At 73.1% G+C, this 26,726-nt stretch carries 22 protein-coding genes; 5 read left to right on the forward strand and 17 right to left on the reverse strand.

Annotated elements, in window-relative coordinates; all coding sequences use genetic code 11:
- Nucleotides 1-317: 317 nt before the first annotated feature.
- Nucleotides 318-1,955 (forward strand): penicillin-binding transpeptidase domain-containing protein, encoded by a 1,638-nt coding sequence (locus ACIP5M_RS30840; RefSeq protein WP_401202771.1) that lies wholly within the window; start codon nt 318-320, stop codon nt 1,953-1,955.
- 9 nt (nt 1,956-1,964) lie between these two features.
- On the opposite strand, the gene ACIP5M_RS30845 is transcribed toward ACIP5M_RS30840, so the two are convergent.
- From ACIP5M_RS30845 to ACIP5M_RS30860, 4 genes are read right to left on the reverse strand one after another with little or no spacing between them, the layout of a single operon-like run.
- The gene (locus tag ACIP5M_RS30845; RefSeq protein ID WP_401202774.1) at nt 1,965-3,128 is read right to left on the reverse strand and encodes a serine hydrolase domain-containing protein; all 1,164 of its coding nucleotides are present in this window, start codon (nt 3,126-3,128) and stop codon (nt 1,965-1,967) included.
- A gap of 28 nt (nt 3,129-3,156) precedes the next feature.
- Nucleotides 3,157-3,930: an energy-coupling factor ABC transporter ATP-binding protein gene (locus ACIP5M_RS30850; protein ID WP_401202776.1), complete on the reverse strand. Its 774-nt coding sequence runs from the start codon at nt 3,928-3,930 to the stop codon at nt 3,157-3,159.
- Nucleotides 3,918-4,679 carry a cobalt ECF transporter T component CbiQ gene (gene cbiQ, locus ACIP5M_RS30855; protein ID WP_401202777.1) on the reverse strand — a complete coding sequence of 254 codons (762 nt, stop codon included), beginning with the start codon at nt 4,677-4,679 and terminating at the stop codon, nt 3,918-3,920. The genes ACIP5M_RS30850 and cbiQ overlap by 13 nt, the downstream gene beginning before the upstream one ends.
- A gap of 17 nt (nt 4,680-4,696) precedes the next feature.
- Nucleotides 4,697-5,746, reverse strand: a complete 1,050-nt coding sequence (locus ACIP5M_RS30860) for an energy-coupling factor ABC transporter permease (protein WP_401202780.1) — start codon at nt 5,744-5,746, stop codon at nt 4,697-4,699.
- Nucleotides 5,747-5,918: 172 nt separating this feature from the next.
- Between ACIP5M_RS30860 and ACIP5M_RS30865 the strand changes: the two genes are divergently transcribed.
- The gene (locus ACIP5M_RS30865) at nt 5,919-6,344 is read left to right on the forward strand and encodes an SsgA family sporulation/cell division regulator (RefSeq protein ID WP_401202782.1); all 426 of its coding nucleotides are present in this window, start codon (nt 5,919-5,921) and stop codon (nt 6,342-6,344) included.
- Between the two features lie 69 nt (nt 6,345-6,413).
- Here the strand turns inward: ACIP5M_RS30865 and ACIP5M_RS30870 are convergent, their stop codons facing one another.
- Nucleotides 6,414-8,612, reverse strand: coding sequence for an MMPL family transporter (locus ACIP5M_RS30870; RefSeq protein WP_401202784.1), 2,199 nt, complete (start codon nt 8,610-8,612; stop codon nt 6,414-6,416).
- Between the two features lie 127 nt (nt 8,613-8,739).
- Entirely contained in the window at nt 8,740-9,330 is a 591-nt protein-coding gene (locus ACIP5M_RS30875; RefSeq protein WP_215017381.1) for a TetR/AcrR family transcriptional regulator, read from the reverse strand.
- Between the two features lie 170 nt (nt 9,331-9,500).
- Here ACIP5M_RS30875 and ACIP5M_RS30880 point away from each other — a divergent pair, with 170 nt between their 5' ends.
- Complete coding sequence (locus ACIP5M_RS30880) at nt 9,501-12,758, forward strand: S41 family peptidase (protein ID WP_401202786.1); 3,258 nt, start codon at nt 9,501-9,503, stop codon at nt 12,756-12,758.
- 71 nt (nt 12,759-12,829) lie between these two features.
- Here ACIP5M_RS30880 and ACIP5M_RS30885 read toward each other — a convergent pair whose 3' ends face one another.
- From ACIP5M_RS30885 to ACIP5M_RS30900, 4 genes are all read right to left on the reverse strand, one after another.
- Nucleotides 12,830-13,015 (reverse strand): hypothetical protein, encoded by a 186-nt coding sequence (locus tag ACIP5M_RS30885; RefSeq protein ID WP_401202788.1) that lies wholly within the window; start codon nt 13,013-13,015, stop codon nt 12,830-12,832.
- Between the two features lie 76 nt (nt 13,016-13,091).
- Nucleotides 13,092-13,976 carry an SDR family oxidoreductase gene (locus ACIP5M_RS30890; protein WP_401202790.1) on the reverse strand — a complete coding sequence of 295 codons (885 nt, stop codon included), beginning with the start codon at nt 13,974-13,976 and terminating at the stop codon, nt 13,092-13,094.
- Nucleotides 13,973-14,914: an alpha/beta fold hydrolase gene (locus tag ACIP5M_RS30895; RefSeq protein WP_401202792.1), complete on the reverse strand. Its 942-nt coding sequence runs from the start codon at nt 14,912-14,914 to the stop codon at nt 13,973-13,975. Before ACIP5M_RS30895 ends, ACIP5M_RS30890 begins: the two co-directional genes overlap by 4 nt.
- Nucleotides 14,911-16,614: a flavin-containing monooxygenase gene (locus ACIP5M_RS30900; RefSeq protein ID WP_401202794.1), complete on the reverse strand. Its 1,704-nt coding sequence runs from the start codon at nt 16,612-16,614 to the stop codon at nt 14,911-14,913. The genes ACIP5M_RS30895 and ACIP5M_RS30900 overlap by 4 nt, the downstream gene beginning before the upstream one ends.
- Before the next feature lie 172 nt (nt 16,615-16,786).
- Here ACIP5M_RS30900 and ACIP5M_RS30905 point away from each other — a divergent pair, with 172 nt between their 5' ends.
- On the forward strand, nt 16,787-17,479 hold the full coding sequence (locus ACIP5M_RS30905) for a MerR family transcriptional regulator (protein WP_401202796.1): 693 nt from the start codon (nt 16,787-16,789) through the stop codon (nt 17,477-17,479).
- Here ACIP5M_RS30905 and ACIP5M_RS30910 read toward each other — a convergent pair.
- A complete protein-coding gene (locus tag ACIP5M_RS30910; RefSeq protein WP_401202799.1) occupies nt 17,461-18,264 on the reverse strand; it encodes an exodeoxyribonuclease III in 804 nt (267 codons plus the stop codon). The two genes, ACIP5M_RS30905 and ACIP5M_RS30910, sit on opposite strands and share 19 nt — an antisense overlap.
- 38 nt (nt 18,265-18,302) lie before the next feature.
- Here ACIP5M_RS30910 and ACIP5M_RS30915 point away from each other — a divergent pair, with 38 nt between their 5' ends.
- Nucleotides 18,303-18,794, forward strand: a complete 492-nt coding sequence (locus ACIP5M_RS30915) for a GNAT family N-acetyltransferase (protein WP_401202800.1) — start codon at nt 18,303-18,305, stop codon at nt 18,792-18,794.
- Between the two features lie 225 nt (nt 18,795-19,019).
- On the opposite strand, the gene ACIP5M_RS30920 is transcribed toward ACIP5M_RS30915, so the two are convergent.
- From ACIP5M_RS30920 to ACIP5M_RS30945, 6 genes are read right to left on the reverse strand one after another with little or no spacing between them, the layout of a single operon-like run.
- The gene (locus ACIP5M_RS30920) at nt 19,020-20,357 is read right to left on the reverse strand and encodes a CoA transferase (protein WP_401202803.1); all 1,338 of its coding nucleotides are present in this window, start codon (nt 20,355-20,357) and stop codon (nt 19,020-19,022) included.
- Nucleotides 20,358-20,371: 14 nt separating this feature from the next.
- Nucleotides 20,372-21,067 carry a 4'-phosphopantetheinyl transferase family protein gene (locus tag ACIP5M_RS30925; protein ID WP_401202805.1) on the reverse strand — a complete coding sequence of 232 codons (696 nt, stop codon included), beginning with the start codon at nt 21,065-21,067 and terminating at the stop codon, nt 20,372-20,374.
- Nucleotides 21,060-23,846, reverse strand: a complete 2,787-nt coding sequence (locus ACIP5M_RS30930; RefSeq protein ID WP_401202808.1) for an amino acid adenylation domain-containing protein — start codon at nt 23,844-23,846, stop codon at nt 21,060-21,062. Before ACIP5M_RS30930 ends, ACIP5M_RS30925 begins: the two co-directional genes overlap by 8 nt.
- 52 nt (nt 23,847-23,898) lie before the next feature.
- On the reverse strand, nt 23,899-24,723 hold the full coding sequence (locus ACIP5M_RS30935) for an SDR family oxidoreductase (protein WP_401202811.1): 825 nt from the start codon (nt 24,721-24,723) through the stop codon (nt 23,899-23,901).
- Entirely contained in the window at nt 24,714-25,451 is a 738-nt protein-coding gene (locus ACIP5M_RS30940; RefSeq protein WP_401202814.1) for a thioesterase II family protein, read from the reverse strand. The genes ACIP5M_RS30935 and ACIP5M_RS30940 overlap by 10 nt, the downstream gene beginning before the upstream one ends.
- A gap of 1 nt (nt 25,452) precedes the next feature.
- On the reverse strand, nt 25,453-26,718 hold the full coding sequence (locus ACIP5M_RS30945) for a cytochrome P450 (RefSeq protein WP_401202817.1): 1,266 nt from the start codon (nt 26,716-26,718) through the stop codon (nt 25,453-25,455).
- Nucleotides 26,719-26,726 lie beyond the last annotated feature (8 nt).

A 26,726-nucleotide genomic window follows, 5' to 3' on the forward strand; every position in this document is an offset into this window, starting at 1 on the left:
GCCCTGGTTCCCGGGAAACCTGCTGGCCAGGGCTCCAGACCTCATGGACTGCGACACTCCATCTACTTCTGGCCGATCTACACGGGCCAGACCCTGCCGATGGACTCCTGGCGCAGCCGGATGTGGCTGGACACCTGGGTGTAGCGCGGCAGCGACCGCAAGGGCCTTCCCGTGTGCGGGAGGGCCCTTCGTCGTCTGCGGCCGAGGTTCCGTTCCGGTAACAAGAGACGCTTGGGGTGGTGGCACCGCGTAAGGTCTGCACCAGGGGTTCTTTGAACGTGTTCAGAGAATTGGGACCACGGGGGAAGGAAATGTCAGTGAACGGGGCAGCGAAGGGGGCCGTCGTCGGCGGGGTGTTCCTGGCGATGGTGGGCGGTACCGGGTACGGGGTGTATGCCTTGGTCGGGGATGGCGGGGACGGTACGGGCGGGGGCAAGGCCGGCGGCTCCGCCGCCGCCTGGGCGGAGAAGGGCAGCGGCCCCGTCACCGAGAAGGAGACCGCCGCGACCGCCCGGGCCTTCCTGGCCGCGTGGGCGGCCGGGGACGCCCGGGCGGCCGCCGACCTGACGAACAACGCGGCGGCCGCGCAGGGCGCGCTGGGCGAGTTCGCGTCCAAGGCGTACGTGTCCAGGGCCGTGATCACCCCGGGCACGCCGAACGGGGCCACCGTGCCGTACAGGGTCGAGGCGGAGGTGACGTACGGGGGCGTCACCAAGCCGCTCGCCTACGACTCCCAGCTGACCGTCGTACGGGGCCTGACCAGCGGGAAGCCGCTGGTCGACTGGCAGGACTCGGTCCTCCACCCGCAGCTGCAGAAGGGCGAGAGGCTGCGCGCGGGCGCCCCCGCGACCCCGCCGGTCAAGGCGGTGGACCGCAACGGCGAGGAGCTGAGCGCGGAGAAGTACCCCTCGCTGCGGCCCGTCCTCGACGAACTGCGCGCGGCCTACGGCGCCAAGGCGGGCGGCAAAGCCGGCGCCGAACTGTGGATCGAGAACGCTTCCGGACCCAAGCAGACGCTGCTGACGCTGGTCGAGGGCGAGCCCGGCACGCTGAAGACCTACCTGGACGCGGGGGTGCAGGCGGCGGCCGAGCGGGCGGTCGGCGCGTACCCCGAGGCGTCGGTGGTCGCCGTGCAGCCGAGCAGCGGGCACGTCCTGGCCGTCGCCAACCACCGCGCCGACGGCTTCAACGCGGCGATGAGGGGGGCCAGGGCTCCCGGCTCCACGATGAAGATCGTGACGGCGGCGATGCTGATCGACCGGGGGCTGGTCGCCGCCGACAAGCCGGCGGAGTGCACGAAGGACGCGGTGTGGGGAGGTCGCACCTTCCACAACCTGAAGAACTTCGAGGCGCCGGGCGCGACCTTCGCGACCAGCTTCGCCAGGTCCTGCAACACGGCCTTCATCAAGCCGATCGACGGCGTGAAGGATGACGCCGCGCTGTCGAAGGAGGCCAAGGAGGTCTTCGGCATCGACCTGAACTGGAAGACGGGCATCCAGTCCGTCGACGGGAAGGTCCCGACGGCCACGGGCGCGGAGGAGGCCGCCGGGTACATCGGGCAGGGCCGGATCACCATGAACCCGCTGAACGTCGCCTCCATCACGGCGACCGCCCGCACCGGCGTGTTCCGCCAGCCGCTGCTGGTCTCCCCGGACCTCGACGGCCGTACGATCGCGACCGCCCAGCGCCGCATGAAGTCCTCGGTGCAGCAGCAGCTGGTCTCCATGATGCGGCTGACGGCGAGCAGCGGGACGGCCCGGCAGACCATGGCCGCCGTGGGAGGCTCCGACAAGGGTGCGAAGACCGGCTCCGCGGAGGTCGACGGCTCGGGCAGCCCGGACAGCTGGTTCACCGGCTTCAGCGGGGACGTGGCGGCCGCGGCCATGGTCGAGGGCGGCGGCCACGGCGCCGACGCCGCCGGCCCGATCGTGGCCGGGGTCCTCAACGCGGGCTGAGTCCGCGCGTCAGGAAGCGAGCGTCGAGCGGAGGGCCCGGACCAGGGACTGGGCCCGGGGGTCGGCCGTCACCGACTTGGCGTGGGCGTTGGTGACGTAGCCGAAGCCGATGCCGGACTCCGGGTCCGCGAAGGCGAGGGAGCCGCCGCGGCCCGGGTGGCCGAAGGAGGCAGGGGAGAGCAGCGGGGACGCCGGGCCGTGGAGCATGTAGCCGGGGCCGAAGCGGGTGTTCACCACCAGCACGCGGTCGGGTCCCGAGGCGAGCTCCCGCCCGGCGAGGGCGGTGGTGGCCGGGGTGAAGACGCGGGCGCCGTCCTCCACCACGCCGATGGTGGCCGCGTAGAAGCGGGCGAGGGCGCGGGCCGTGCCGATGCCGGCCGAGCCGGGCAGCTCGGCGGCCTGGTAGGCGGGGTCGTTCTCGTCCGGCTGGGGGTCGATGGCCGCGAAGGCGCGCCGGGTCAGGGAGCCGGGGTCGGCGTAGGCCTCGGAGACGTTGCGCCGCGGCCGGGTCTTGAGGAGGCCCGCGCTCTCCGGCGGCTCGACGGGGGCCACGCGGCCCACCCGGTGCGCCTCGCCCTCGGGCAGGCCGATCCAGAAGTCCAGCCCGAGCGGCTCGGCTATCTCCTCGGCCAGGATGGAACCGACGGTGCGCCCGGTGGCGCGCAGCACCAGCTCGGACACCAGCCAGCTGAAGGTCTGCGCGTGGTAGCCGTGCTCGGTACCGGGCTCCCAGAAGGCGTGCTGGGCCGCGACGGCGCGCGCTCCGGAGACCCCGTCGGCCGCCTCGGCGACGGTCAGGCCGCGGTCCAGCGCCGGAACGCCGGCCTGGTGCGCGAGCAGGTGGCGGACCAGCGCGCGGTCCTTGCCGCCCGCCTTGAACTCCGGCCAGTACGAGCCCACCGGCGCGTCCAGGTCCAGCAGTCCGCGCTGGTGCAGCAGCAGCGGTACGGCCGCGGCCACGCCCTTGGTGGCGGAGCGGACGATCTGCGCGGTGTCCTCGGCCCAGGGCTCGGTGCCGTGGGCGTCCTTGGTGCCGCCCCACAGGTCGACGACCTTGCGTCCGTCCCGGTAGACGGCCACGGCCGCGCCCCGGTCCCCGAGCACCTCGAAATTGCGTACGAACGCGTCCCTGACGGGCTCGAAGCCCTCGGCCACCACACCCTGAATGTTCACGTGGAGGCCAACAACCGCCGGCCGGTCCTTATGCCACCGCGACCGACCGGGGGTCGAAGCCGAAGGGGAGCTCCAGGCGGTGGGCCCGCATCAGGGACTCGTCGCACAGGAGGTCCTGCGTGCGGCCGTCCGCGGCGATGACGCCCTCGCTGAGGATGACGGAGCGCGCGCACAGCTCCAGTGCGTACGGGAGGTCGTGGGTCACCATCAGCACCGTCACGTCGAGCGAGCGCAGGATGTCCGCGAGTTCGCGCCGCGAGGCCGGGTCGAGGTTGGAGGAGGGCTCGTCGAGGACGAGGATCTCGGGGCGCATCGCGAGGACGGTGGCGACGGCCACCCGGCGGCGCTGGCCGAAGGACAGGTGGTGCGGCGGCCGGTCGGCGAAGTCCTCCATGCCGACCTGCTCCAGCGCCTCGCGGACCCGTTCCTCCAGCTCGGCGCCCCGCATCCCGGCCGCGGCCGGTCCGAAGGCCACGTCCTCCCGGACGGTCGGCATGAACAGCTGGTCGTCGGGGTCCTGGAAGACGATGCCGACCCGGCGGCGGATCTCGGCGAGGTTGCGCTTCTCCACGGGCAGCCCGGCCACGGTCACCGTGCCGACCCCGCCGGTCAGGATGCCGTTGAGGTGCAGCACCAGCGTGGTCTTGCCGGCGCCGTTGGGGCCGAGCAGGGCGACCCGCTCGCCGCGCCCGACCGTCAGGTCCACGCCGAAGAGGGCCTGGTGGCCGTCGGGATAGGCGTAGGCGAGGCCGGAGACCTCGAGGGACGGGGTGGCATCGGAGGTGGGGTTCACAGCGTCCATCCCATCATGCAGACGGCGAGCGCCGTCACGGGGAGCGCGGCCGCGTACGCCCACTGGGCGCGCGTGGCCGCGACGTCGTCGATCACCGGCATCGAGCCGGCGTAGCCGCGGCTGACCATCGCGAGGTAGACCCGCTCGCCGCGCTCGTAGGAGCGGATGAACAGGGCGCCGGCCGTCTTGGCGAGGACCCCCCAGTGCCGGACGCCGCGGGCCTCGAAGCCGCGGGAGCGGCGGGCGATGGACATCCGGCGCAGTTCGTCGCTGATCACGTCGCCGTAGCGGATCATGAAGGAGGCGATCTGTACGAGCAGCGGCGGCAGCTTGAGGCGCTGGAGGCCCATCAGCAGGGCCCGCAGTTCGGTGGTCGAGGCGAGGAGCACGGAGGCGGCGACGCCGAGGGTGCCCTTGGCGAGCACGTTCCAGGCGCCCCACAGGCCGGAGACGCTGAGGGACACGCCGAGGACCTCCACCCGCTCGCCTTCGGCCACGAAGGGCATGAGGACGGCGAAGGCGACGAACGGGACCTCAATCAGCAGCCTGCGCAGCAGGAAGCCGGCCGGGACGCGGGCGACGGCCGCGGCGGCCGCGAGGAGGAGCGCGTACAGCCCGAAGGCCCACACCGCCTCGCGCGGTGTGGACACGACGATGACGACGAAGGCGAAGACCGCGGCGAGCTTGCAGTGCGCGGGCAGCTCGTGGACCGGCGAGTGCCCGTGCCGGTAGAGCTTGTGGGCGTGGCCCGCTCCCATGCCGTGACCCCCGGTTCTCAGGCCGCCGACGGCTCGGCCGCGGCCGGCTCGTCGGTACGGCGGCGGCGGACGGTCCAGAAGATCCCGGAGCCGACGGCGACGGTCGCGCCGACGCCGATGACGCCCGCGAGGCCGCCGGACAGGCGGGCATCGTCGACGTCCTTGACGCTGTAGTCCGCGAGCGGGGAACCGGCGGCGGCGTGCTCCTCGGCCTTCTGGTCGATGCCCTTGTCGGCGGCGACCTTCTCGAGGCCGTCGGGGCTGGCGGAGGCGTAGAAGGAGACGAATCCGGCGAGGACAAGGGCGGTGACCAGGCCGGTGGCCCACACCTTCCGGGTCGAGCGGGCGGCGGCGGGGACCGGCGCGGCGGCGGCCGGGGCGTCCACGAGCCGGCCGTCCACGCGCAGCTTCAGCGGGGCGGCGAGCCCGCGCGCGCCGTGCACCAGGTCGGGCCGTACGGCGATCACGGCGCCCACGGTCGCGGCGGTGATGGCGGCCTCGCCGATGCCGATGAGCACGTGCACGCCGACCATGGCGGTGAACACCTTGCCGATGGCCACGTCGGTGGTCCCGCCGAGGGCGTAGATGCCGGTGAAGGCGGTGGCCGCGGCGGGCACGGAGAGCAGGGCTCCGGCGAAGGCGGCGGCGGTCACGGTGCGGCGGCCGGGCGGCAGCACCTTCAGCAGCCCGCGGAAGATCGCGTAGGCGGTGACGACGGTGACGACGCCCATGACGCTGATGTTGACGCCGAGGGCGGTGAGCCCGCCGTCGGCGAAGAGGATGCCCTGCATGAGCAGGACGACGGACACGCACAGGACGCCGGTGTAGGGGCCGACGAGTATCGCGGCGAGCGCGCCGCCCAGCAGGTGTCCGCTGGTGCCGGCGGCGACCGGGAAGTTCAGCATCTGCACGGCGAAGATGAAGGCGGCGACGAGGCCGGCGAGCGGGGCGGTGCGCTCGTCGAGTTCACGGCGGGCGCCGCGGAGGCTGACGGCGACCGCGGCGGCGGCCGCCACTCCGGCGGCCACCGAGACGGGTGTGTTGATGAATCCGTCGGGCACATGCATGGAGAGGCTCCGCTTCCGGTTCCCGGTCTTCGAACCGTTCAAGAGTAGTGCCCAATTGCGAACCGTTGGCAAGAGCGTCCGCATGACAAGTAGAACCGCGCATTTTTGCCGTGATGTGCGAGGCTGGACGGATAAATGGACGCAAATGTTCCGATTTCGAGGGAGCAGGTCGATGTCAGCACCCGCCGAGAATCCCGCAGCGACCAGGACCACGACCGCGTCCCCCGCCTCTTCCCCGGCCGCGTCCGCCGTCGAGGAACGGGTCCGCGCCCGCGTGATCACGGACGACCCCCTCTACCGGACGATCCCGGTCGCCCTGCGCTTCGCCCCCGCCGAGCCGCTGGCCGTACGGATCGTCTTCCCCGCGGACCTCTCCCCCGAAGGCACCGACAACGAGTGGGTCCTCCCCCTCGCCCTGCTGGAGGCCGGGCTGCTGGCCCCGGCGGGGACCGGGGACGTACGCGTCTGGCCCTGCGGCCGCGTCCAGGCGATCGTCGAGTTCCACTCCCCCGAGGGCGTCGCCGTGATCCAGTTCGACATCGCCGCCCTGCGGCGCTTCCTGCGCCGCACGTACGCCTCCGCCACCCGGTCGGCGTAACGGGCCCGGCCCCGTCCCCGAGGTTCGGGGACGGGGCCGGGCCGGCGTGCGCGCACGCAGGGGGCCGGGTCAGACGTTGACCAGCTCGCGGTCCTTGTCCGGGCCCTGCGAGGACTCGGCGAGGTGCTTGCGCAGGCTCTCGCCCTCCACGTCCACGTTGGGCAGCAGCCGGTCCAGCCAGCGCGGCAGCCACCAGGCCTTGTGACCGAGCAGGGCGAGCACCGCGGGGACGATGGCCATGCGGACCACGAAGGCGTCGAAGAAGACGGCGACGGCCAGACCGAAGCCGATCATCTTCACCATCTGCTCGCTGGCCCCGATGAAGCCCGCGAACACCGCGATCATGATGACGGCGGCGGCCACGACCACCCGGGCGCTGTACTGGAAGCCCGTCACCACGGCCTGGCCGGGGCGCTCGCCGTGGACGTACGCCTCACGCATGCGGGTGACGAGGAAGACCTCGTAGTCCATGGCCAGGCCGAAGACGACACCCACCATGAAGATCGGCATCATCGACATGATCGGGCCGGTCTGCTCCACGCCGAAGAGCGAGCCGAGCCAGCCCCACTGGAAGACCGCGACGACCGCACCGAGGGCGGCGACGACCGAGAGCAGGAAGCCGAGGGCCGCCTTGAGCGGGACCAGGACCGAGCGGAACACCAGCATCAGCAGCAGGAAGGCGAGGCCGACGACGAGCGCCAGGTAGGGCAGCAGCGCGTCGTTCATCTTCTGCGAGAAGTCGATGTTCATCGCGGTGGCGCCGGTGACGAGGACGTCGTCCCCGCTGCCGTCGCGGATCTCGTGGACCAGGTCCTCGGTCTGCGTGGAGGACGGGCGGTCCTTCGGGATCACGGTGATGACGGCGGCGTCGCCGTCCTTGTTCGGGGTCGGCGGGGTGACCGCGGCCACGCCGTCCAGCTTCTTGATCCGCTCGACGGTGGAGTCGGCGAGCGCCTTGTCCCCGTCCACGACCACCATCAGCGGGCCGTTGAAGCCCGGGCCGAAGCCGTCGGACAGCAGGTCGTACGCCTGGCGCTGGGTGGTGGACACCGGCTGGGCACCGTCGTCCGGCAGGCCCATCTCCAGCTTGCTCGCCGGGACGGCGATGACGCCGAGGCCGATCACACCGGCCAGCAGCACCATGACCGGGCGGCGCAGGACGAAGCGGGCCCAGCGGGTGCCGCCGTTGGCCTTCTTCTCCAGGGCGACACCCTCCGGCTTGCCCTTGCCGAACAGCCGGCTCTTCTGGCCCGCCGGCAGCACCTTCCTGCCCGCGAAGCCCAGGATGGCCGGGACCAGCGTCAGGGCGACCAGGACCGCGATGACCACGGTTGCGGCGGCCGCGAGGCCCATCTTCGTCAGCATGGGGATGTTCACGACGGCGAGGCCCACGAGGGCGATGACCACGGTCAGACCGGCGAACACGACGGCCGAGCCGGCGGTTCCGACGGCGCGCCCGGCGGCCTCGTCCCGCTCGCGGCCCTCGGCGAGCTCCGCGCGGTAGCGGGAGACGATGAAGAGGGCGTAGTCGATGCCGACCGCGAGACCGATCATCGTCGCGAGGGTGGCGGTGGTGTTGCCGAGGTCCAGCACGTTGGCGAGCGCGGTGATGGAGGAGACGCCGATGCCCACGCCGATCAGCGCGGTCAGCAGCGGCAGGCCGGCCGCGATGAGCGAGCCGAAGGTGATGACCAGGACGATCGCCGCGATCAGGATGCCGATGACCTCGCCGGCGCCGGTCTTCGGGGCCGTCATCAGGGCGTCGCCGCCGATCTGGACGTTCAGGCCCGCGGCGGTGGCCTCCTTGCCGGAGACCTTGAGCGCGTCGCGGGTCGCGTCGGTCAGCTCCATGCCGCTGACCTTGTACTTGGTGCTGATGTAGGCGGTGGAGCCGTCCTGGCTCACGGCCTGGTTCTGGTACGGGTCGGCGACCGAGGAGACCTGGTCCTTGCCGGGGCCGGACTTCAGGCCCTCGACGATCTTCTCGACCTCGGCCTTGGGGCCGGGGTCGGTGACCTTGGCGCCCGCGGGGGCCTTGATGACGATCCGGGCGGTGGCGCCGTCGGCGGACATGCCCGGGAAGCGCTCGTCCAGCAGGTCGAAGGCCTTCTGGGCCTCCGTGCCGGGTATGGAGAACGAGCCGGAGGTGGGCGCGGCGGCCGAGGCCGCGCCGAAGCCGGCGGCGAACAGCAGCGCCACCCACAGGAGGGCGACGAGACCGCGGCGCCGGAAGGCGCCCCGGCCGAGCCGGTAGAGGAAGGTAGCCACGTCGGTGGTTCCCCGTTCTGGTCGTGGGATGGAAGGGCAGGAAGAGCCGGCCCGACGACGAGAGCGGCGTGTCAGGAACAGCGCGGAACGAACGATGGGGACTGTGTGGGACGGGTACCGGGGCGGATCAGACGCCGAGGGCGGGGAAGACCACGGCGTCGATGAACTGGCCGAGGAAGGTCCGGTCCACCGGACGGTCCTCGATCAGCGGGAGCGAGATGAACGCCCCGATGAGCATGTGCGGTACGAAGGCGAGGGCGGGGCAGTCCGGGCGGACCTCGCCCCGGTCCACCGCGCGCTGGAGCATCACCTGGAGACCGTTGATCTCCGGGTCGACCAGAAGGTCTCTGAGTGCCTTGTGGAGCTCCGGGCTCTCGTGCACGGCGTGGGCCAGGCCCCGCATCAGTGCGGTGTCCTTGGCCATCTGCGCGTCGTCGGAGTGCTCCACCATGCGCGAGAAGTCGCCGCGCAGGCTGCCCGTGTCGATTTCCCGCAGCGAGACGGGCTGCGTGCACCGCAGGGCCCTGGCGACCAGTTCGGGCTTGCTCCCCCACTGGCGGTAGAGGGTGGCCTTGCTGGACTTCGTACGGGCGGCGACCGCGTCCATGGTCAGCGCCTCGTAGCCGACGTCACGCAGGAGGTCGAGGACCGCCTCGTGCAGTTCGGCCTGCCGTTCGGGGGTGATCCGGCTGCGCCGGGCCGCCATCGCCTCGGTCATCTCCGTGCCTCCCGTCCGAACGCAACCACTTATCGAAACGAATCCGTTCCGTACACCTCGACCATACCCCTCCTCCCTAGCGAAACGAAACCGTTCCGTTTCGCTGAGGGGAGTGGCGTGGATCACCTGTACGAGTTGCCAGGCCCCCTCGGCGCGGAAAGCATTGGGGGGTGAGTCACGACGCCGCGTACCTCCGGTTCCCGCACCTGCACGACGACCTGCTGTGCTTCACCACCGAGGACGATCTCTGGGTGGCGCCCCTGGTTCCCCCCGGAGATCCGGTCGGCCGGGCCTGGCGGATCACCGTCGACCGCACCCGGGTCGGGCATCCGCGCTTCTCCCCCGACGGCCGGCACATCGCCTTCACCACCTGGCGCAGCCTCGACCCCGAGATCCACCTCGCCCCGGTGGACGGCGGACCGGCCCGCCGACTCAGCTACTGGGGCTCCACCGACACCCGGGTCTGCGGCTGGGACCCTGACGGCAACATCCTGGCGGTCTCCTCGCACGGGCAGCCGTTCTCGTACTACTCCTGGGCCTACAAGCTGCCCACGGACGGAAGCCCCGGCGGGCGCCTCCCCTGGGGCCCGGCCTCCGACATCCAGGTCGCCGACGTCGACGGGGAGCACCGCACCCTGCTGCTCACCGGCAAACCCCCGCACGAGCCGGCCGCCTGGAAGCGCTACCGCGGCGGCGCCATGGGCCGGCTGTGGCTGCACGGCAAACGGCTGCTGGAGGACGTGGAGGGCCACCTCGACTCCCCCATGTTCGTCGGCGGGCGCATCGCCTTCCTCTCCGACCACGAGGGCATCGGCAACCTCTACTCCTGCCTTCCCGACGGCACCGACCTGCGCCGCCACACCGACCACGAGGAGTTCTACGCCCGGCACGCCTCCAGCGACGGCTCCCGGATCGTCTACCAGTGCGCCGGGGACATCTGGCTCGTCGATTCGCTGTCCCCGGACGCCGTCCCGCGCAAGCTCCCGGTCCGCCTCGGCGGCCCGCGCCCCGGGCGCCGCACCTACCAGGTCCCGGCCGCCAGCCACGTCGACTCCCTCTCCGTCGACACCACCGGGCGGGCCAGCGCGGTCGTGGTGCGCGGCAGCCTCTACTGGCTGACCCACCGCGACGGGCCGGCCCGCACGATCGCCGACACCCCCGGCGTGCGGGTGCGGCTGCCCGAGATGCTCGGCAGCGGCGGCCAGGTCGCCTACGTCACCGACGCGGAGGGCGAGGACGCGATCGAGATCGCCTACCTGCCGCGCGCCTCCGGGGAGCGGGAGCCGCGCCGGCTGGCCTCGGGCGAGCTGGGACGCGTACTGGAACTGCTGTCGGACCCGGACGGCGAACGGCTGGCCATCGCCTCCAACGACGGGCGGCTGCTGCTCATCGACGCCACCGAGGAATCCAATGGGGAGGTCACCGAGCTGATCCGGTCCGTCAACGGACCGGTGACCGACCTGGCGTTCTCACCCGACGGGGCCTGGCTGACCTGGTCGCACCCGGGCATCGGGCGCTCGCTGCGGCAGATCAAGATGGCACGGATCTCGGGACCCGGCGCACACGTCGTCGTGGACGTCACCAACGGCCGCTTCGAGGACGAGAATCCGGTCTTCACCCGCGACGGGCGCTACCTCGCCTTCCTGTCCTGGCGCGGCTTCGACCCGGTCTACGACGTGCACACCGGCGACCTGTCCTTCCCGCTGGGCTGCCGCCCCTACCTGGTGCCGCTGTCCTCGGCCACCCCCTCGCCCTTCGCGCTGTCCGCGGAGGGGCGGCCCGCGGCGGGCGGACTCGACCCGCAGGAGGGGGACTCGGGCGACGGCGCGGTGATCGTGGAGGTGGAGGGGCTGGAGAGCCGGGTCACCCCCTTCCCCGTGACCGCGTCCAAGTACTCCGCGCTCTACCCGGTGAGCGGCGGCGGGCTGGTCTGGCTGCGCTGGCCGATCTCCGGCGCGCTCGGCGAGACCTTCGCCAACCCGGCCGACCTCAGCGGCAAGCCGACCCTGGAGCACTTCGACCTGACCAAGGCCCGCAAGACGGAACTGGCCTCCGGGCTCGACTGGTTCGCGGTCAGCGGCGACGGCACCCGGCTCGTCATCAACGACGACGGGGACCTGCGGGCGGTCCCCTCGACCGAGTCGGGCGACAGCGACTCGACCGTCTACCTGGACCTGCGGCGCATCCTGCACGAGGTGGACCCGGCGGCCGAGTGGCGCCAGTCCTACGAGGAGGCCGGCCGGCTCATCCGCGCGTACTTCTGGGAGCCGAAGATGTGCGGCATCGACTGGGACGGGGTGCTGAGCCAGTACCGCCCCCTGGTCGAACGGATCGCCTCCCCCGACGAGTTCGCGGACCTGCTGCGCGAGGTGCTCGGCGAGCTGGGCACCTCCCACGCCTACGTCTCCCCCGCCCGCCGCAACGAAGGCCCGCCGCACTACCAGCGGGCCATCGGGCTGCTCGGCGCCAACCTCGTGCACCGGGAAGAGGGCTGGGTGATCAAGCGGATCCTGCCCGGCGAGTCCTCCGACTCCAAGGCCCGCTCCCCGCTGGCCGGCACCGGCATCCGGGAGGGCGCGGTCCTCACCCACGTGGACGGCCGCCCGGTGGACCCGGTGACCGGCCCGTACCCGCTGCTCGCGGCGGCCGGTGGCACCACCGTCGAGCTGACCTTCCAGCCCGCCGAGGGCGAGGGCCGCGCCCGGCGGGTCGCGATCGTGCCGCTGATCGACGACCGGCCGCTGCGCTACCAGGACTGGGTCTCCAAGCGCCGCGAGGTGGTCCGGGAGGTCAGCGGCGGCCGATGCGGCTACCTCCACATCCCCGACATGGGCGGCTCGGGCTGGGCGCAGTTCAACCGCGACCTGCGGATGGAGATGTCCCGGCCCGCGCTGATCGTGGACGTGCGCGGCAACGCGGGCGGGCACATCAGCGAGCTGGTGGTGGAGAAGCTGACCCGCTCGATCCTCGGCTGGGACCTGACCCGCAACGCCCAGCCGGTCTCGTACGCCTCGAACGCCCCCCGGGGTCCGGTCGTCGCCCTCGCCGACGAGGCGACCTCCTCGGACGGGGACATGATCACGGCGGCCTTCAAGCTGCTGGGCCTCGGACCGGTGGTCGGGCTGCGGACCTGGGGCGGGGTGGTCGGCATGACCGGCCGGCACACCCTGGGCGACGGCACCGTCATCACCGTGCCGATGAACGCCGCGTGGTTCCCGGAGTACGGGTGGTCCGTGGAGAACCACGGCGTGGAACCGGACCTGGAGATCCACCGCACCCCGCTCGACTGGGCGGAGGGGCGGCACGCCCAGCTCGACGACGGCGTCCACCTGGCGCTGGAGCTGCTGGAGCAGGATCCGGCCGCCATGCCGCCCGGCTACACGGACGTACCGGACCGCCGTCGTCCGAAGCTGCCGCCGCGGGAGTAGGGCACGCGCAAGGGGCGCGATCCGCGCAACGGCACGGATCGCGCCCCTTCGTTCAGCACGTGCGGCAGGGGTCAGTCCTCGAAGCGGTCTTCGAAGCGGTCGTCAAAGGTGTCACGGGCCTGCTGGGCTTGCGGCTTCTGGTCCCGCCCGGCCTGCGGGGAGCGCTCGGAGGTCTCGTCCTTCGCGCCCTTCGCCTTGGCCTTGGCCTGGTCCGCGAGCTGCTTCGCCTTGTCCTGGAACTGGTCCTTGATACCCATGCTTCTCACTCCATGAGGGGTGTTGGTGGTGGGGCCTCGACCAGACTGGCATGAGCGGACATGGCTCGCATTTCGACTAGTTACTCTGCGTGCGCTCCTTCTCGTCGGCGGCGCCGCCCGCCCCCATCAGCCCCTTGGGGACACCGGCCAGGCGCGGTTCGAAGCGCTTCATCTCGCGCTGTCCGACCGTCGCGATCATCCCGGGCAGGTAGCCGCGGACCCCCTGCATGCCGCGCAGCCACCCCTGCGCGTACACGTGCGCCGAGCGCCGCTCGATGCCCGCCACGATCCGGTCGACGGCCGGCCCGAGCGGGTAGGTGCGGTTCGCGGGCCACGGCAGCCTCTGGCGCAGTTCCCGCATGACCTCGTCCTGGTCGGCCCCGCGCACCATGTCGGTGTCGGTCCAGGAGAGGTAGCCGACGCCGACCTTGACGCCCTTGTAGCCGACCTCGGCGCGCAGGCAGTGCGCGAAGGCCTCGACGCCGGCCTTGGCGGCGCAGTACGCGGTCATCATCGGCGCCGGGGTGATCGCGGCGAGCGAGGCGATCTGCAGGAAGTAGCCGCGGCTCTCCGTCAGGACGGGCAGGAAGGCGCGGGCGGTGACGGCCCCGCCGATGAGGTTGACCTCGACCACCCGGCGCCAGGCGTCGGGGTCGGAGTCGGCGAACGGCCCGCCGGCGGCCACGCCCGCGTTGGCGACGACGATGTCCACCTTGCCGAAGCGCTGCTTGACCTCCTGCGCGACGCGGGCCATGGCCTCGTGGTCGGTGACGTCGGCGTACCAGTGGTCGCTGTCGGTGTGGAGCCGCTCGGACACCTCCTTGAGGGCCTCCGGCTCCAGGCCGACGAGCGCGATCTTCGCGCCGCGCGCCGAGAGCTTGCGGGCGAGCAGCTCGCCGACCCCTCGGGCGGCGCCGGTGACGACGGCGACCTGGCCTTCCAGATTCCTGCGAGCGCTCACGGCGTCTTCTCCTTCTCGGTGGTGTGCGGGCTGTGCTGGTCCAGGAACCGTGCGGTCAGCTCGCGCACGGCTCGGGTCACGGCCTCCGGGGCCTCGATCGGCGTCATGTGCCCCATGCCGGTGAGCTCGGTGAGCCCGACGCAGTTCGGGAGCGCGGCCGCGAGGGCGCGGGCGTGCGCGACGGGGGTGAGCCGGTCGTTCGTGCCGCCGATGACCGCGGTGGGCACGGTGAGCCGGGCCACGTCGGCGTCCAGGTCCAGCCCGGCGAGCACCTCGGACCAGGCGTGCCGGACAAGCGTGGGACAGGCGTGCACGATACGGGCGCACGCCTCGACCTTCTCGGGCGCCGAACCGGGGCCCATGGTGGCGTACTTCAGGACCTTGCGGGCGACGGGCGTGACCGGTCCGAGAGGGGCGCGCGAGCCGAGGACCGCGCCGGTGATACGGGTCCGCGCGCGCCCGGGGCGCAACGGCAGGACCCGCGCCTCCGCGACCAGCCGGCCGCTGCCGGTGCTGCACAGCAGCGCGGCGGCGGCGTGCTCGGTGAACTCGGGCCTCGCGGAGGCCGCCATGATCGTCATCCCGCCCATGGAGTGCCCGGCGACGACCGCCCGTTCCCCGGGGGAGAGGGTGGCGCCGAGGACGGCCACCAGGTCGTCGGCCAGGGCGGTGGTGCTGTACGCCCGGGCGGCGGGGCTGCGCCCGTGGCCGCGCTGGTCGTAGGCGATGACCCGGTGGTCCGCGGCCAGGTCCCGGATCTGTGCGGCCCAGAAGGCGGTGGAGCAGGTCCAGCCGTGCGCCAGCACGACCGCGGGCGCGCCCTCGTCCCCGTGCACCTCGACGTGGAGCCGCGCCCCGTCGGCCGAGACGGCCGTGAGCTCGCGCCGCGGGGCGGGTGGCGCGTACGGCCCGGCGGTGACGTGCCCGGTGCGCCTCACGCGGCCCCCTCCGCCCGGGCCGGCGCCTGCGCCTTGGCCTGACCCTGAGCGGCGGGCCGCACCTTTTCAGCCTCACCGACGGCAACTCCAGCCCCGCCGGCGTTTGAGGGGCGGGGATCCGGGGGCAGAGCCCCCGGCAACGGCGCCGCACCCGACCCCGAAGCCACCGACCCCCGCACAGGCACAGGCACCCGTACGACCTCGTACTCGGCAAGGTCCACGCTCCGGGTCTCCCGGCGGAACTCACCCGTCGTCCCCGGCCAGACGGTCGTGTTGCGCCCCTGCGCGTCCAGGTACCAGCTGGTGCAGCCGCCCGTGTTCCACACGGTCCGCTCCATGCGGGCCTGGACCCGCCGGTTCCACTGGTTCACCGCCGACGGCCGGGCGGCGAGCGCGACCTTCCCGCCCAGGCTGCTCCCGCCCAGAAGGGCCAGCTGGCGCAGGTAGTCCGCCATGTAGTTCAGCTGCGACTCGATCATCAGGATCATCGAGCTGTTCCCGAGCCCCGTGTTCGGGCCGATGATCGTCATCCAGTTGGGGAAGCCGGCCGCGGTGGCCCCGCGCAGCGCCTGCATCCCGTCCTTCCACGCGTCCGCGAGGGTCGTGCCGTCCACACCCACCACCCGGTCGGCGATCGGCATGTCCGTGACGTGGAAGCCGGTACCGAAGACGATCGCGTCGACCTCGGTCTCGGTGCCGTCGGCGGCGACGAGCACCGAGCCCCGGATCTCCTTGAGCCCGGAGGCGACCAGGTCCACATTCGGCCGGGCCAGGGCCGGGTAGTAGTCACTGGAGAGCAGGATCCGCTTGCAGCCGATCCGGTACGAGGGCGTCAGCTTGGCCCGCAGCTCCGGATCCTTGATGGAGCGGGCCATGTTGGCCTTGGCCAGGGACTCGATCAGCCCGAGCTGGTTCGGCCGCTTGGTGAAGGCGCTGACCTGGAGCTCCCGGATCCCCCACAGCAGCCCGCGCCGCGCCGCCCGGGTGAACGGCAGCTGCCGGTGCAGCCACCGCTCCACGGCGGTGATGGCCCGGTCGGTGCGGGGCATGACCCACGGCGCGGTCCGCTGGAAGAGCGTCAGGCGCTCCACCTCGGGGGCGATGGCGGGCACGATCTGGATGGCCGAGGCACCGGTGCCGATCATGGCCACGCGCTTGCCGCGCAGGTCGTAGTCGTGGTCCCAGCGCGCGGAGTGGAAGACCTTGCCGGGGAACCCGGACAGCCCAGGGACCTCCGGCATCTTCGGGTCGGACAGCGGCCCGGTCGCCGACACCACCACATCGGCGGTCAGGTCGCCGGAAGAGGTCTCGATCTCCCAGCGCAGGCCGTCCGCGTCCCAGCGCATCATCCGGACCTCGGAGTCGAGCCGGATGTGGCGGCGCAGGCCGAAGGTGTCGGCGACGTGCTCCAGGTACTCCCGGATGGCGGGCTGCCCCGAGAAGGTGCGGGGCCAGTCCGGATTGGGAGCGAAGGAGAAGGAGTAGAGGTGCGAGGGAACGTCGCACGCGCACCCCGGATAGCTGTTGTCGCGCCACGTCCCGCCGACCGAGCCGGCCCGCTCCAGCACCACGAAGTCCGTGATCCCCTCGCGCCGCAGCCGCACGGCGGCACCGAGGCCGCCGAACCCGGACCCGATCACCGCCACGCGTACGTGCTCACGCTGCGAGGTGTCACCGCGTGAGATGTCCTTGCCACCCATGCCGCCGCCTTCCGCTTCATCCACAGCCAGCCAGCCCAGCCCAGACCCGTACTCAGACCCAGATAAACACTGCCAGCAATTACTGGCACAATCGGGAGGGTAGAGCAGCCCCGTACTCATGGGTAGGGGTCGCGCCCGGAAAGTTACTGCCGGTACGCCATAGGCTGCGTCTGTGGAGAAGGAAGAGACGGAAGCAGCGAAGACCGTGCGCGAGTACCGCACCGAGGAACTGGCCGAGGCGGCCGGCATCCCGGTCCGCACCCTGCGCTTCTACCGCGAGCGCAAACTGCTCCCGCCGCCGCGCCGCGAGGGCCGCATCGCCTGGTACGACGACCACCACCTGGCCCGGCTGCGCACCATCGCCGCCCTGCTGGAGCGCGGCCACACCCTCGGCGGCATCGCCGAGCTGACCGCCGCCTTCGAGAGCGGCCGCGACGTCGGCCAGCTCGGCGAGCTGCTGGGCATCGGCTGGTCGGAGGAGACCCCGGTCAGGCTCACGCCGGAGGCACTGGCCGACTACTTCGAGGGCGAGGTCACCCCGGAGAACCTGGCGGCCTCGCTCGACCTCGGCTACCTCGCGGTCGACGGCGACGCGATCGTCCACGTCAGCCGCCGGCTCCTGGACGTCTCCTCGGCGCTCGTGCGCGAGGGCGTCCCGCTCTCGGCCGTCCTGGAGACGGGCCGGCGCGTGCGCGAGCACGCGGACGCGATGGCCGCCCTGTTCACCGAGCTGATATCGGCCCACCTGCCGCCGGACGCCCTCCCGCGCCTGCGCCCGCTGGCGAAGAGCGTGGTCGAGGCCGAACTGACCATGGCGATGGACCGCCTGCTGGCTTCCTCGTCCGCTCAGGAACCGAGCTCGTAGACGACGGTCACGGGCGCGTGGTCGGACCAGCGCTCGGGGTGCGTCTCGGCCCGCTCGACGAACGCCTTCACGGCCCGCGCGGCCAGCCTCGGGGTCGCCACCTGGAGGTCGATCCGCCAGCCGGCGTCGTTGTCGAAGGCCCGCCCGCGGTAGGACCACCAGGAGTACGGCCCCTCGGTGTCGGGGTGCAGCTCCCGCACCACGTCGACGTAACCGGCGTCGGTGTACACCGTTTCCAGCCATGCCCGCTCCTCGGGCAGGAAGCCGGCGTTCTTCCGGTTGGTCTTCCAGTTCTTGAGGTCGGCTTCCTTGTGGCAGATGTTCCAGTCACCGCAGACCACGACCTCGCGCCCGTCCGCGGCGGCCCGCACCTTCAGCTTCTGCAGGTAGGTGTGGAACTCGTCCATGAACCGGTACTTCTCGTCCTGCTTCGCGGTCCCGGCCTCGCCGGAGGGCAGGTAGAGACTGGCGACGGTGACACCGGGGAGGTCGATCTCCAGGTACCGGCCGCTCGCGTCGAATTCGTCACTCCCGAACCCGACCTGCACCCGCTCGGGCGCCCGCCGCGTGTACACCGCGACGCCGGCCCGCCCCTTGACGGCGGCGGGCGCGAACACGGTGTGCCAGCCCTCGGGGGTCCGTGCCTCCACCGGAATCTGCGCCTCCTCCGCCCGCACTTCCTGCAGGCAGACGACATCGGCGTCGGATCCGGCGAGCCACTCCACGAAACCCTTCTTGGCGGCGGCGCGGATCCCATTCACATTCACGGAGGTCACGGTGAGCATCCCTGCACCATAGCGGGACGGTTCCGTACGCTATGCGGATGTCTCACGGTATAAACCTGCGCCCGGTGCCGTACGACCACCCGGACGCGGTGAAACTCAACGACCAGGTCCAGCTGGAGTACCAGGAGCGGTACGACGGCGAGGGGGACGCCACCTTCCTCGACCCGGCCATGTTCCTCCGGCCGAGCGGCCTCTACCTGCTGGCGTACGACGCCGCGGGCTCCCCCATCGCGAGCGGCGGCTGGCGCAGCCAGGAGAAGAACGACGAGGGCTACTCGGACGGCGACGCCGAGCTGAAGCGCATGTACGTCATCCCGCAGGCCCGCGGTCTGGGCCTGGCCCGCCGCATCCTGGCGGCGCTGGAGTCGGACGCCCGCGAGGCCGGCCGCACCCGGATGGTCCTGGAAACAGGCGACCAGCAGCCGGAGGCGATCGGCCTCTACCTCTCCTCCGGCTACACCATGTCGGCCAAATTCGGCCACTACCGCTTCCACGACTCCAGCCGCTGCATGACCAAGCCGCTCCCCTAGCGCTGGGCCCGGCGGCTCGATGTGGTCCGGGTGGGTGGGCCCGCGCGGCTCAAGGACCGGGGCTCCGCCCCGCACCCCGTACGTGCGCTCCGCGCCCGTGCCCTCAAACGCCGGGCGGGCTGGAACGTCCAGCCCGTCCGGCGTTTGAGGACCGGGTCCGGGCGGAGCCCGGGGAACGGTGGAAGGGCGGGTAGGGGACGGCTCCGCGCAGCGGCACGGGACCCGCTAACGCGGGAGCCACACCGGCTGGTCCGTGCCCCAGCGGGACGGACCGCGGTCCCAGTCCCCGAGCGGGCTCACGGCGTACCGGAGCCGCCCGTACCCCGAGTCCGTCTCGCGGAGCCACGGCTCGGGCGCGTAGCCCGACGGCCCGGGTGCCGCCGCCGGGACCTCGCGGACCAGCCACGACCCCGTCCCGGCCAGGGAGAACCGCAGCGCCCGGCCGCCCCCGCCCGCCAGGGCCCGCAGGACTCCCGCCGCCACGAGGTACCCCGTCCCGTGGTCCAGCGCCTGCGCGGGCAGCACCCCCGGCCGGTCTCCGTCACCACAGGCCGCCGCGATGCCGTAGCCCGCCTGCACCAGCGAGTCGAACCCCCGCCGCCCGGCCCACGCACCGTGCCAGCCCCACGCGCACAGTTCGGCCACCACCAGCCCAGGCCACCGCTCCAGCAGCTGCGCCGCCCCGAGTCCGTGGCGTTCCAGCGCCCCCGGCCGGTAGCCGCTCACCACCACGTCCGCCTCGGCCAGCAGCTCCTCGAACACCGCCCGGTCCCCGGCCTCCGCGAGGTCCAGCAGCGCGGACCGCTTCCCGAAGCCGGTGTCCGCGTGGGCGTCGTCCGCCTCCGGCAGCCCAGGCGCGTCGACGCGCAGCACGTCCGCGCCCAGCAGCCCGAGCGTCCGCGTGGCCACCGGACCGGCGATGACCCGGCTCAGGTCCAGCACCCGTACGCCGGCCGCCGGCCGCCCCGCGGGGGCCGGCCCCAGGGTCCGCCCCCGCGTCCCGGATTCCCGTACGGTCTCGACGAGCGGCTGCGGATCCCCGTACTCGCCCGCCACGGCCACCGCGAGCCCGCCCTGCCCGTAGACGAGCTCCTGCACCTCGACGGCCGGCCGGCTCGCCACCGCGTCCCGCAGCGCCTCGGGCGTCGCGGACGGCAGCCCCAGCGCCCGTACGAGCGCGGCCCGGTGGTGCGGATAGTTGGCGTGCGTGCGGAGCCACCCGTCCGCCGTCCGCCAGAAGCCGGACAGGGGCGCGAAGTTCACCGGCTGCCGGCCCTCCACCCGCAGGTGGCGCTCGCTGATGAACGCCGTCGCCACCGCGCCCTCGTCCACCACGGGCGCGGCCGCGTCCTCGACTCCGCCGCCGGCCCGTACGGCGGTCAGTTCCGCCGCGGCCAGCGCGCACGCGCCGACGGTCGCCCGCGCCAGCTCCCGTACGGGCAGCGGCCCGTCCCCGAGGCCGGCCGCCCCCCGGTAGCGCACCCGCCCGGCGAGTTCCGGCGCCCCGCCGAGCGCGGCCCAGGCCTGGGCCGTCGCTCCGTCCCGCTCATCCGTGATCTTCATGGGCGCAGTCTGCCTCAGGCGGCGCTCAGTGCGATGGCCGCGGCGTAGGCCGGCGGGGCCGGTACGTCGAGCACGGTCCAGCCGCCGATGGGGGCCGGGGTGTCCGAGATGCCGACGTACGGGTCGGCGAAGCCGTAGGCGAGGCCCACGCCCGTGCCCTTGAGGTAGGCCTCCTTGCGGGTCCAGAGCCGCGCCAGTGCGGTCGGCCGCCGCGCAGCGGGCAGGGCGCGCAGGGCGGTGTTCTCCTCGGGGTGCAGGGAGGGGAGCAGTTCCTCGGCGATGCCCGGCTTGGGGACCCCCTCCACATCGGCGCCGACGGGCACGCCGGAGACGGCGATCAGCGCCAGGTCGTCGCTGTGCGACAGGGAGAAGTGCGGGCCGCCGCCCGCCACGGCGGGCCGGCCGTGCGGCTCCCCGCAGCAGGGGCAGTTCTCGCGCGTGACGGGCACGGCCCGCGGGTCCACGCCGGTGTAGCCGCCGAGGACCAGCCGCAGACCGATGTGGGCGGCGCGGTAGCGGTGTCGGTCGCCGGGGCGGCGCAGCCGCGCCGCCCGGCTCCGCTCCGCCTCGCTGAGCGGGGCGTCCGCGCCGTCCACCCGGTGGCCGCCGACCACCTCACGGGTGGTGTCGAGCCACCAGAGGACGACCTGGCGGCCCTGCGGGGCGGGTCCGATCCGGGGTTCCGCGCCGTCCAGGACGTACTCATCCATGGTCGCCGGTCCCGGCCAGGTCCCGGATGGTGGGCGTGCGGAACAGGTCGCGGAGCGGGATCGCGGGCAGGCCGCGGGCGCGCAGCGCGGCGCTGATGCGGACCGCGAAGAGGGAGTTCCCGCCGAGCTCGAAGAAGTCGTCGTCGAGCCCGACCGGGGTGCCGAGGACCGTCGTCCAGATCTCCTGGAGGACGGCGGCGCGGTCCTCCCCGGCGGCGCCGGCGGCGGTCGCGGGCGCAGGGGCGGTGCGCACGGGCAGCGGGAGGCGGGCGGCGTCGAGTTTGCCGTTGGTGGTGAGCGGGAGGGTGTCGAGCGCGGTGACGGTCGCCGGGAGCATGTAGCCGGGCAGGACGCCGGCGGCCCGCTTGCGGACGCCGGTGGTGTCCAGGCCGGCCGGGACCACGTAGGCGTCGAGCCGGGCGGACGCGGGGTCGGCCGGGTCCTCGCGGCGGACGATGACGGCGGCGGCGCGCACGTCCGGGTCTTCGAGGAGCACCGAGCGGATCTCGTCGAGCTCGATGCGGAAGCCGCGGATCTTGACCTGGCTGTCGATCCGGCCGAGGTGTTCCAGGGTGCCGTCGGGGCGCAGCCGTCCCAGGTCGCCGCTGTGGTAGCGGCGGCCGTCGGCGTACGGGTCCTGCGTGAAGCGGGTGGCGGTGAGTTCGGGCTGTCCCAGGTAGCCGAGGGCGACGCCTGCGCCGCCGACGCAGATCTCGCCGGTCACGCCGGGCGGGACGAGGCGGCCGCGGGCGTCGGTCACGTAGAGGTGCCAGCCGGGGAGGGCCGGGCCGACGGAACGGGAGCCGGCGAGGGCCAGTTCGCGGGTCACCGTCTGAGCGGTGACGTGCACGGTGGTCTCGGTGATGCCGAACATGTTGACCAGGCGGCAGCCGCTCTCGGGATGGTGGTCGAACCAGCGCAGCAGCATCCTGGCGTCGAGCGGTTCACCGCCGAAGACCACCAGGCGTACCGGGAGCCCGGCGTGGTCGGTCTCCAGGAGCTGGGAGAAGGCGGAGGGCGTCTGGCTCAGGACCGTGACCCGGTCGCGGAGCAGCAGGTCGCGGAACTCCTCCGGCTCGCGGGAGACGAGGTAGGGGACGACGACGAGGCGGCCGCCGGTGAGCAGGCAGCCCCAGATCTCCCAGACGGAGAAGTCGAAGGCGCCGGAGTGGAAGAAGGTCCAGGTGTCGTCGGGGCCGAGGCCGTACTCCTCGCGGGTGGCGTCGATGAGGGCGACGACGTTGCGGTGCGGGACGACGACGCCCTTGGGGCGGCCGGTGGAGCCGGAGGTGTAGATGACGTAGGCGGGGTCGTCGGGGGTTCCGGCCGCCGGGAGGGGGCGGGCGGGTGCGCCGGTCAGCTCATCGGGGGTGACGGCGGTGCCGGCTTCGCCGGGGTACTCGGGGGCGCGGGTGATCACGAGGGCGAGGCCCGCGTCCTGGGCGGTGTGGACGAGCCGGTCGGCGGGGTAGGCCGGGTCGGTGGGCACGTAGGCCGCGCCCGCCTTGAGCACGCCGATCATGGCCACGACCAGCTCGGTGGTCCGCTCCAGGCAGATGCCGACGCGGTCCCCCGGGGTGACGCCGCGGGCGAGCAGGCCGTGGGCGAGCCGCTCCGCGCGGGCGTCGAGCTCGCGGTAGGTGAGGGAGGTGTCCCCGTCGCTGACGGCGGTGGCGTCGGGGTTGGCGGCGACGGTACGGGCGAACGCGTCGGTGAGCCGGTCCGGTTCGCCGGTCAGGGGCCGCGCGGGCCGCCCGAGGTGCGCGACCCGCTCGCGCTCGGCGGCGTCGAGCAGCTCGGCGTCGGCGGCGGCGGTGTGCGGGACCTGCGCGAACTGGCCGTACACGTGGGCGAGATGGCGTACGAAGGCGGCGGCGGTCCCTGCGGAGAAGTGGCTGCGCCGGGCGGAGTACCAGAGCCGCGCTCCGCCGGAGGCCTGCGGCAGCAGGGCCAGCGTCAGCGGGAACGGCGGCGCGAGGCAGGGCAGGTACCGGTCCGGGTCGAGGCCGTTCGTGGCGGCGGCCGCTTCGAGGAGCCCGGCCGTCACGGGCCGGTCCACGGCGGTCGCGGCGCCGGCGGCGGTCCGCAGGTCCGCGAGGGGGGCGTCGGCGGGCAGGGCGAGTTCGAGCGCGCCGCGCCGGTCGGTGGCGACGACGGCGCTGTCGGCGGCGCCGTGGCCCGCGTACCGCTGGAGGGTGAGCGCGAGCGCGGCCAGCCAGCCGTCGCCGTCGGCGGCGTCGGCGGCCGCCAGGTCGAGCGAGCCGGTGCACCAGCCCCCGTCCCCGCGCACCCCGCCACCCCAGTCGGGCGCCGCCTCTTCGACCCGGCTGGAGGCAAACCCGGCCTCGCCGGGGGCAACTCCAGCCTCGCCGGTGTTTGAGGCCCCGCCAGGGGCAACTCCAGCCTCGCCGGCGTTTGAGGCGCGGGGGTCCGGGGGCAGGGCCCCCGGCAACGGCGCCGCACCAACCACCCCAGCGGGAGCGGCAACGGCGGCCAGGTGGGCCAGGCCCGCCCCGTCCAGGGCCGAGCGGTGTGCGACGACCACCAGGTCGGCAGCCCCGTCCCGGTACCGGAGCAGGACGCAGCGCACGCTCCCCGTCGGCCGGTTCAGCTCCGCCGCCCGGCGGCGGACGGCCACCGGTTCGCCGTGGCCGGCCGGTATGTCGTCCACCCAAAGGCGCCAGGGGCCGAAGGCGGCCAGCCGGGCGGCCAGCAGCTCGGTGTCGGCTTCGGGCCCGGTCAGCCGGATCTGTACGGCGTGGCACTGCTCACCCACCACGGGGTGTCCTCCCTCTCTCACAACGGTCGTCTCTCTTCGGTCCCCCGCCCGGTCAGCGCGCGGTGAACCCGCCGTCCACGGTCATGACCGAGCCGGTCACCTGACGGGAGTCGTCCGAGACCAGGTAGACCACGGCCGCGGCGACGTCCTCCGGCTCGATCAGCGCGTTCATCGGCTGGGCCTCGGTGAAGGTCTGCTCGTGCTCGCCGACCTGCACCTCGAGGGCGCGGGCGATCTCGGCGAGCATCCGGCCCTCGGCGGACGAGTCGTCGCGCACCGAGCCGGGGCACACGGCGTTGACCCGGACCTTGGTGGGCGCGTAGTCGAGGGCGGCGGCCTTGGTCAGTCCGATCAGGCCGTGTTTGGCGGCGACGTAGCCGGCGAAGTGCCGGTAGCCGACGAGGCCGGCCGTCGAGGAGATGTTGACGATGCTGCCGGAGCGGCGGGCGCTCATCGACCGGCCGACCGTACGGATCACGCGCCAGGCCCCGGAGAGGTCGACGTCGATCATCAGCGCCCACTCGTCCTCGGCGATCTCGTGGGCGGGCTTGCCCGAAGGGGCGGCGATCCCGGCGTTGTTGACGACGGCGTCGACGTGCCCGAACCGTTCCTCGGCGAGCGCCACGGCCGCTTCCACCGAGGACAGGTCCCGTACGTCGCAGGGGGCGGTGAGCACGGCGGCGCCGGCCTCCCGGCACAGCGTCGCGGTGTGCTCCAACTGGCCCTGCGTGCCGAGCGGGTAGGGAACGCCGTCGAGGTCTCCGCACAGGTCCAGCAGGACCAGGTCGGCGCCCTCGGCGGCGCAGGCCGCGGCAGTGGCCCGGCCGAGGCCGCGTGCGGCGCCGGTGACCAGGACGGTCTTTCCGCTCAGACGCACTGTTCCTCCCGTACGCGGGCCAGGTCCTCGGCGACGACCGCCAGGAGTTCCGGCGCGGACTCGGTGAGGTACATGTGTCCGCCGGGCAGCTCGACGGCGCGGAAGGCGCTGTTCGTCGTACGCTCCCAGGCGGCCGCCTCGGTGCGGCTGACGAGGGTGTCGTCGGCGCCGCGCAGGCAGGTGACCGGGACCGGGAGCGGCTCGGAGCCGGCGGGTACGTAGGACTCGTGCATCTCCACGTCCGCCCGCAGGGTGGGCAGGATCAGCTCGCGCATCTCGGGGTCCTGCAGGGCCTCGTGGGTATATCCGGCGAACTCGTTGACGCGCTCCAGGAAGGCGTCGTCGTCCAGGCCGGTGGCCCGGCGTTCGCGCTGTTCGGCCGGGTGCGGGGAGCCGCTGGCGAAGAGGCCGACGAGCACGAACCCGGGGGTCTCGGCGATCCGGCGGGCGAGCTCGTAGGCGAGGACGGCGCCCAGGCTGTGGCCGAAGAGGGCGATCCGGTGCGGCTGCGGCGAGTCGGCGAAGGCGGCGCGCAGGTCGGCCAGCAGGCCCTCGGCGGCGGTCGCGGCGTCGCGGTAGGGCTCTTCGTCGATCAGCCGCTCCCGGCCGGGGAGCTGGAGCGGGAGGATGTCCAGCGCGTGCTGGTCGGCCAGGCGCTGCCACGGCCGGTAGAAGGAGGCTCCGGCGCCGGCGAAGGGCAGGCAGACCAGTGTGGTGCGGTCGGACATGTCACGCATCCTGGGTGGTGTCGGCGGCGAGGCGGGCGTCGTACCGGACGGGCAGGGACACCAGGCCGCGGCTGGTGGAGTTGTCGAAGAGCCACTCCAGCTCCTCCGCGGGGACGGCCAGGCGCAGGCCGGGAAGGCGGCGGAGCAGGGTGGTGAAGGCGATCTGGCCCTCGACCCGGGACAGCGGCGCGCCGACGCAGAAGTGCGGGCCCTGACCGAAGGCCAGGTGGCGGTTGGCGGTACGGGTGATGTCCAGCTCGTCGGGGTTCTCGAAGGCCTCGGGGTCGCGGTTGGCCGAGCCCATCAGGAGGTGCACGAAGCTCTCCTTGGGGATGGGGCAGCCGCCCAGCTCCATGTCCTCGGCGGCGACGCGCAGGGTGCCGCGGTAGACGGGGGACTCGAAGCGCAGGAACTCCTCGACCGCCGAGTCGGCCAGCTCCGGCTTGTTGAGCAGGAGCTCGAACTGGTCGGGGTGGGTGAGGAGGGCCTGGGTGCCGTTGCCTATGAGGTTGGCGGTGGTCTTGTGGCCCGCGATGATCAGCAGGACGAGCGTGGAGACCAGCTCGTCGTTGGTGAACCGGCCCTCTTCGTCGGCGGCCCGGAGCAGGATGCTGACCAGGTCCTCGCCGAGGTTGGCGCGGCGGTCGGCGAGCAGGTCGAGCAGGTAGCGCTCGATGTTCTCGCTGGCGTCCTTGAGCTTCTCGTTGGACTCGGCGTCGGGGTACGGGGCCCCGCTGAGCCAGTTGCCCCAGGAGTGCAGCTGCGGCCGGTCGGCGACCGGGACCCCGAGGAACTCGCAGATGACCCGCATGGGCAGGGAGAACGCGAACTCCATGAGGTTCACCTCGCCCTCGGCCGGGAAGGCGTCGATGAGCTCGTCGGTGATCTGCTGGATGCGGGGCCGCAGCACCTCCATGCGGCGCGGCACGAAGGCGCGGCTGACCAGCTTGCGCAGGCGGGTGTGCTCCGGCGGGTCGGCGGTCAGCATGTTGCTGATGAGGACGGGGCTGGCGTCCTTGACCAGGTCGCGGAACCAGGCCGGCGCGTTGTCGATGCGCTTGGACAGCCGGGGGTCGCTGAAGCCCTTGAGGGCGGTCTCGTAGTCGGTGACGACGTAACCCTCACCGCCGACGGGGTAGTTGATGGCCTGGACGGGGCAGCCGGAGCCGCGCAGCCGGGCGTTGCCGGCGTGGAGGTCCCCGCCCTCGGGGGCGGTGAAGAACTCGGGGGGAAGCTGTTCGAGGGTGACGGGCAGCTCGGTCGTCATCGGGGGTC

This window comes from Streptomyces sp. NPDC088762, from assembly GCF_044750905.1.
Lineage (GTDB): Bacteria > Actinomycetota > Actinomycetes > Streptomycetales > Streptomycetaceae > Streptomyces.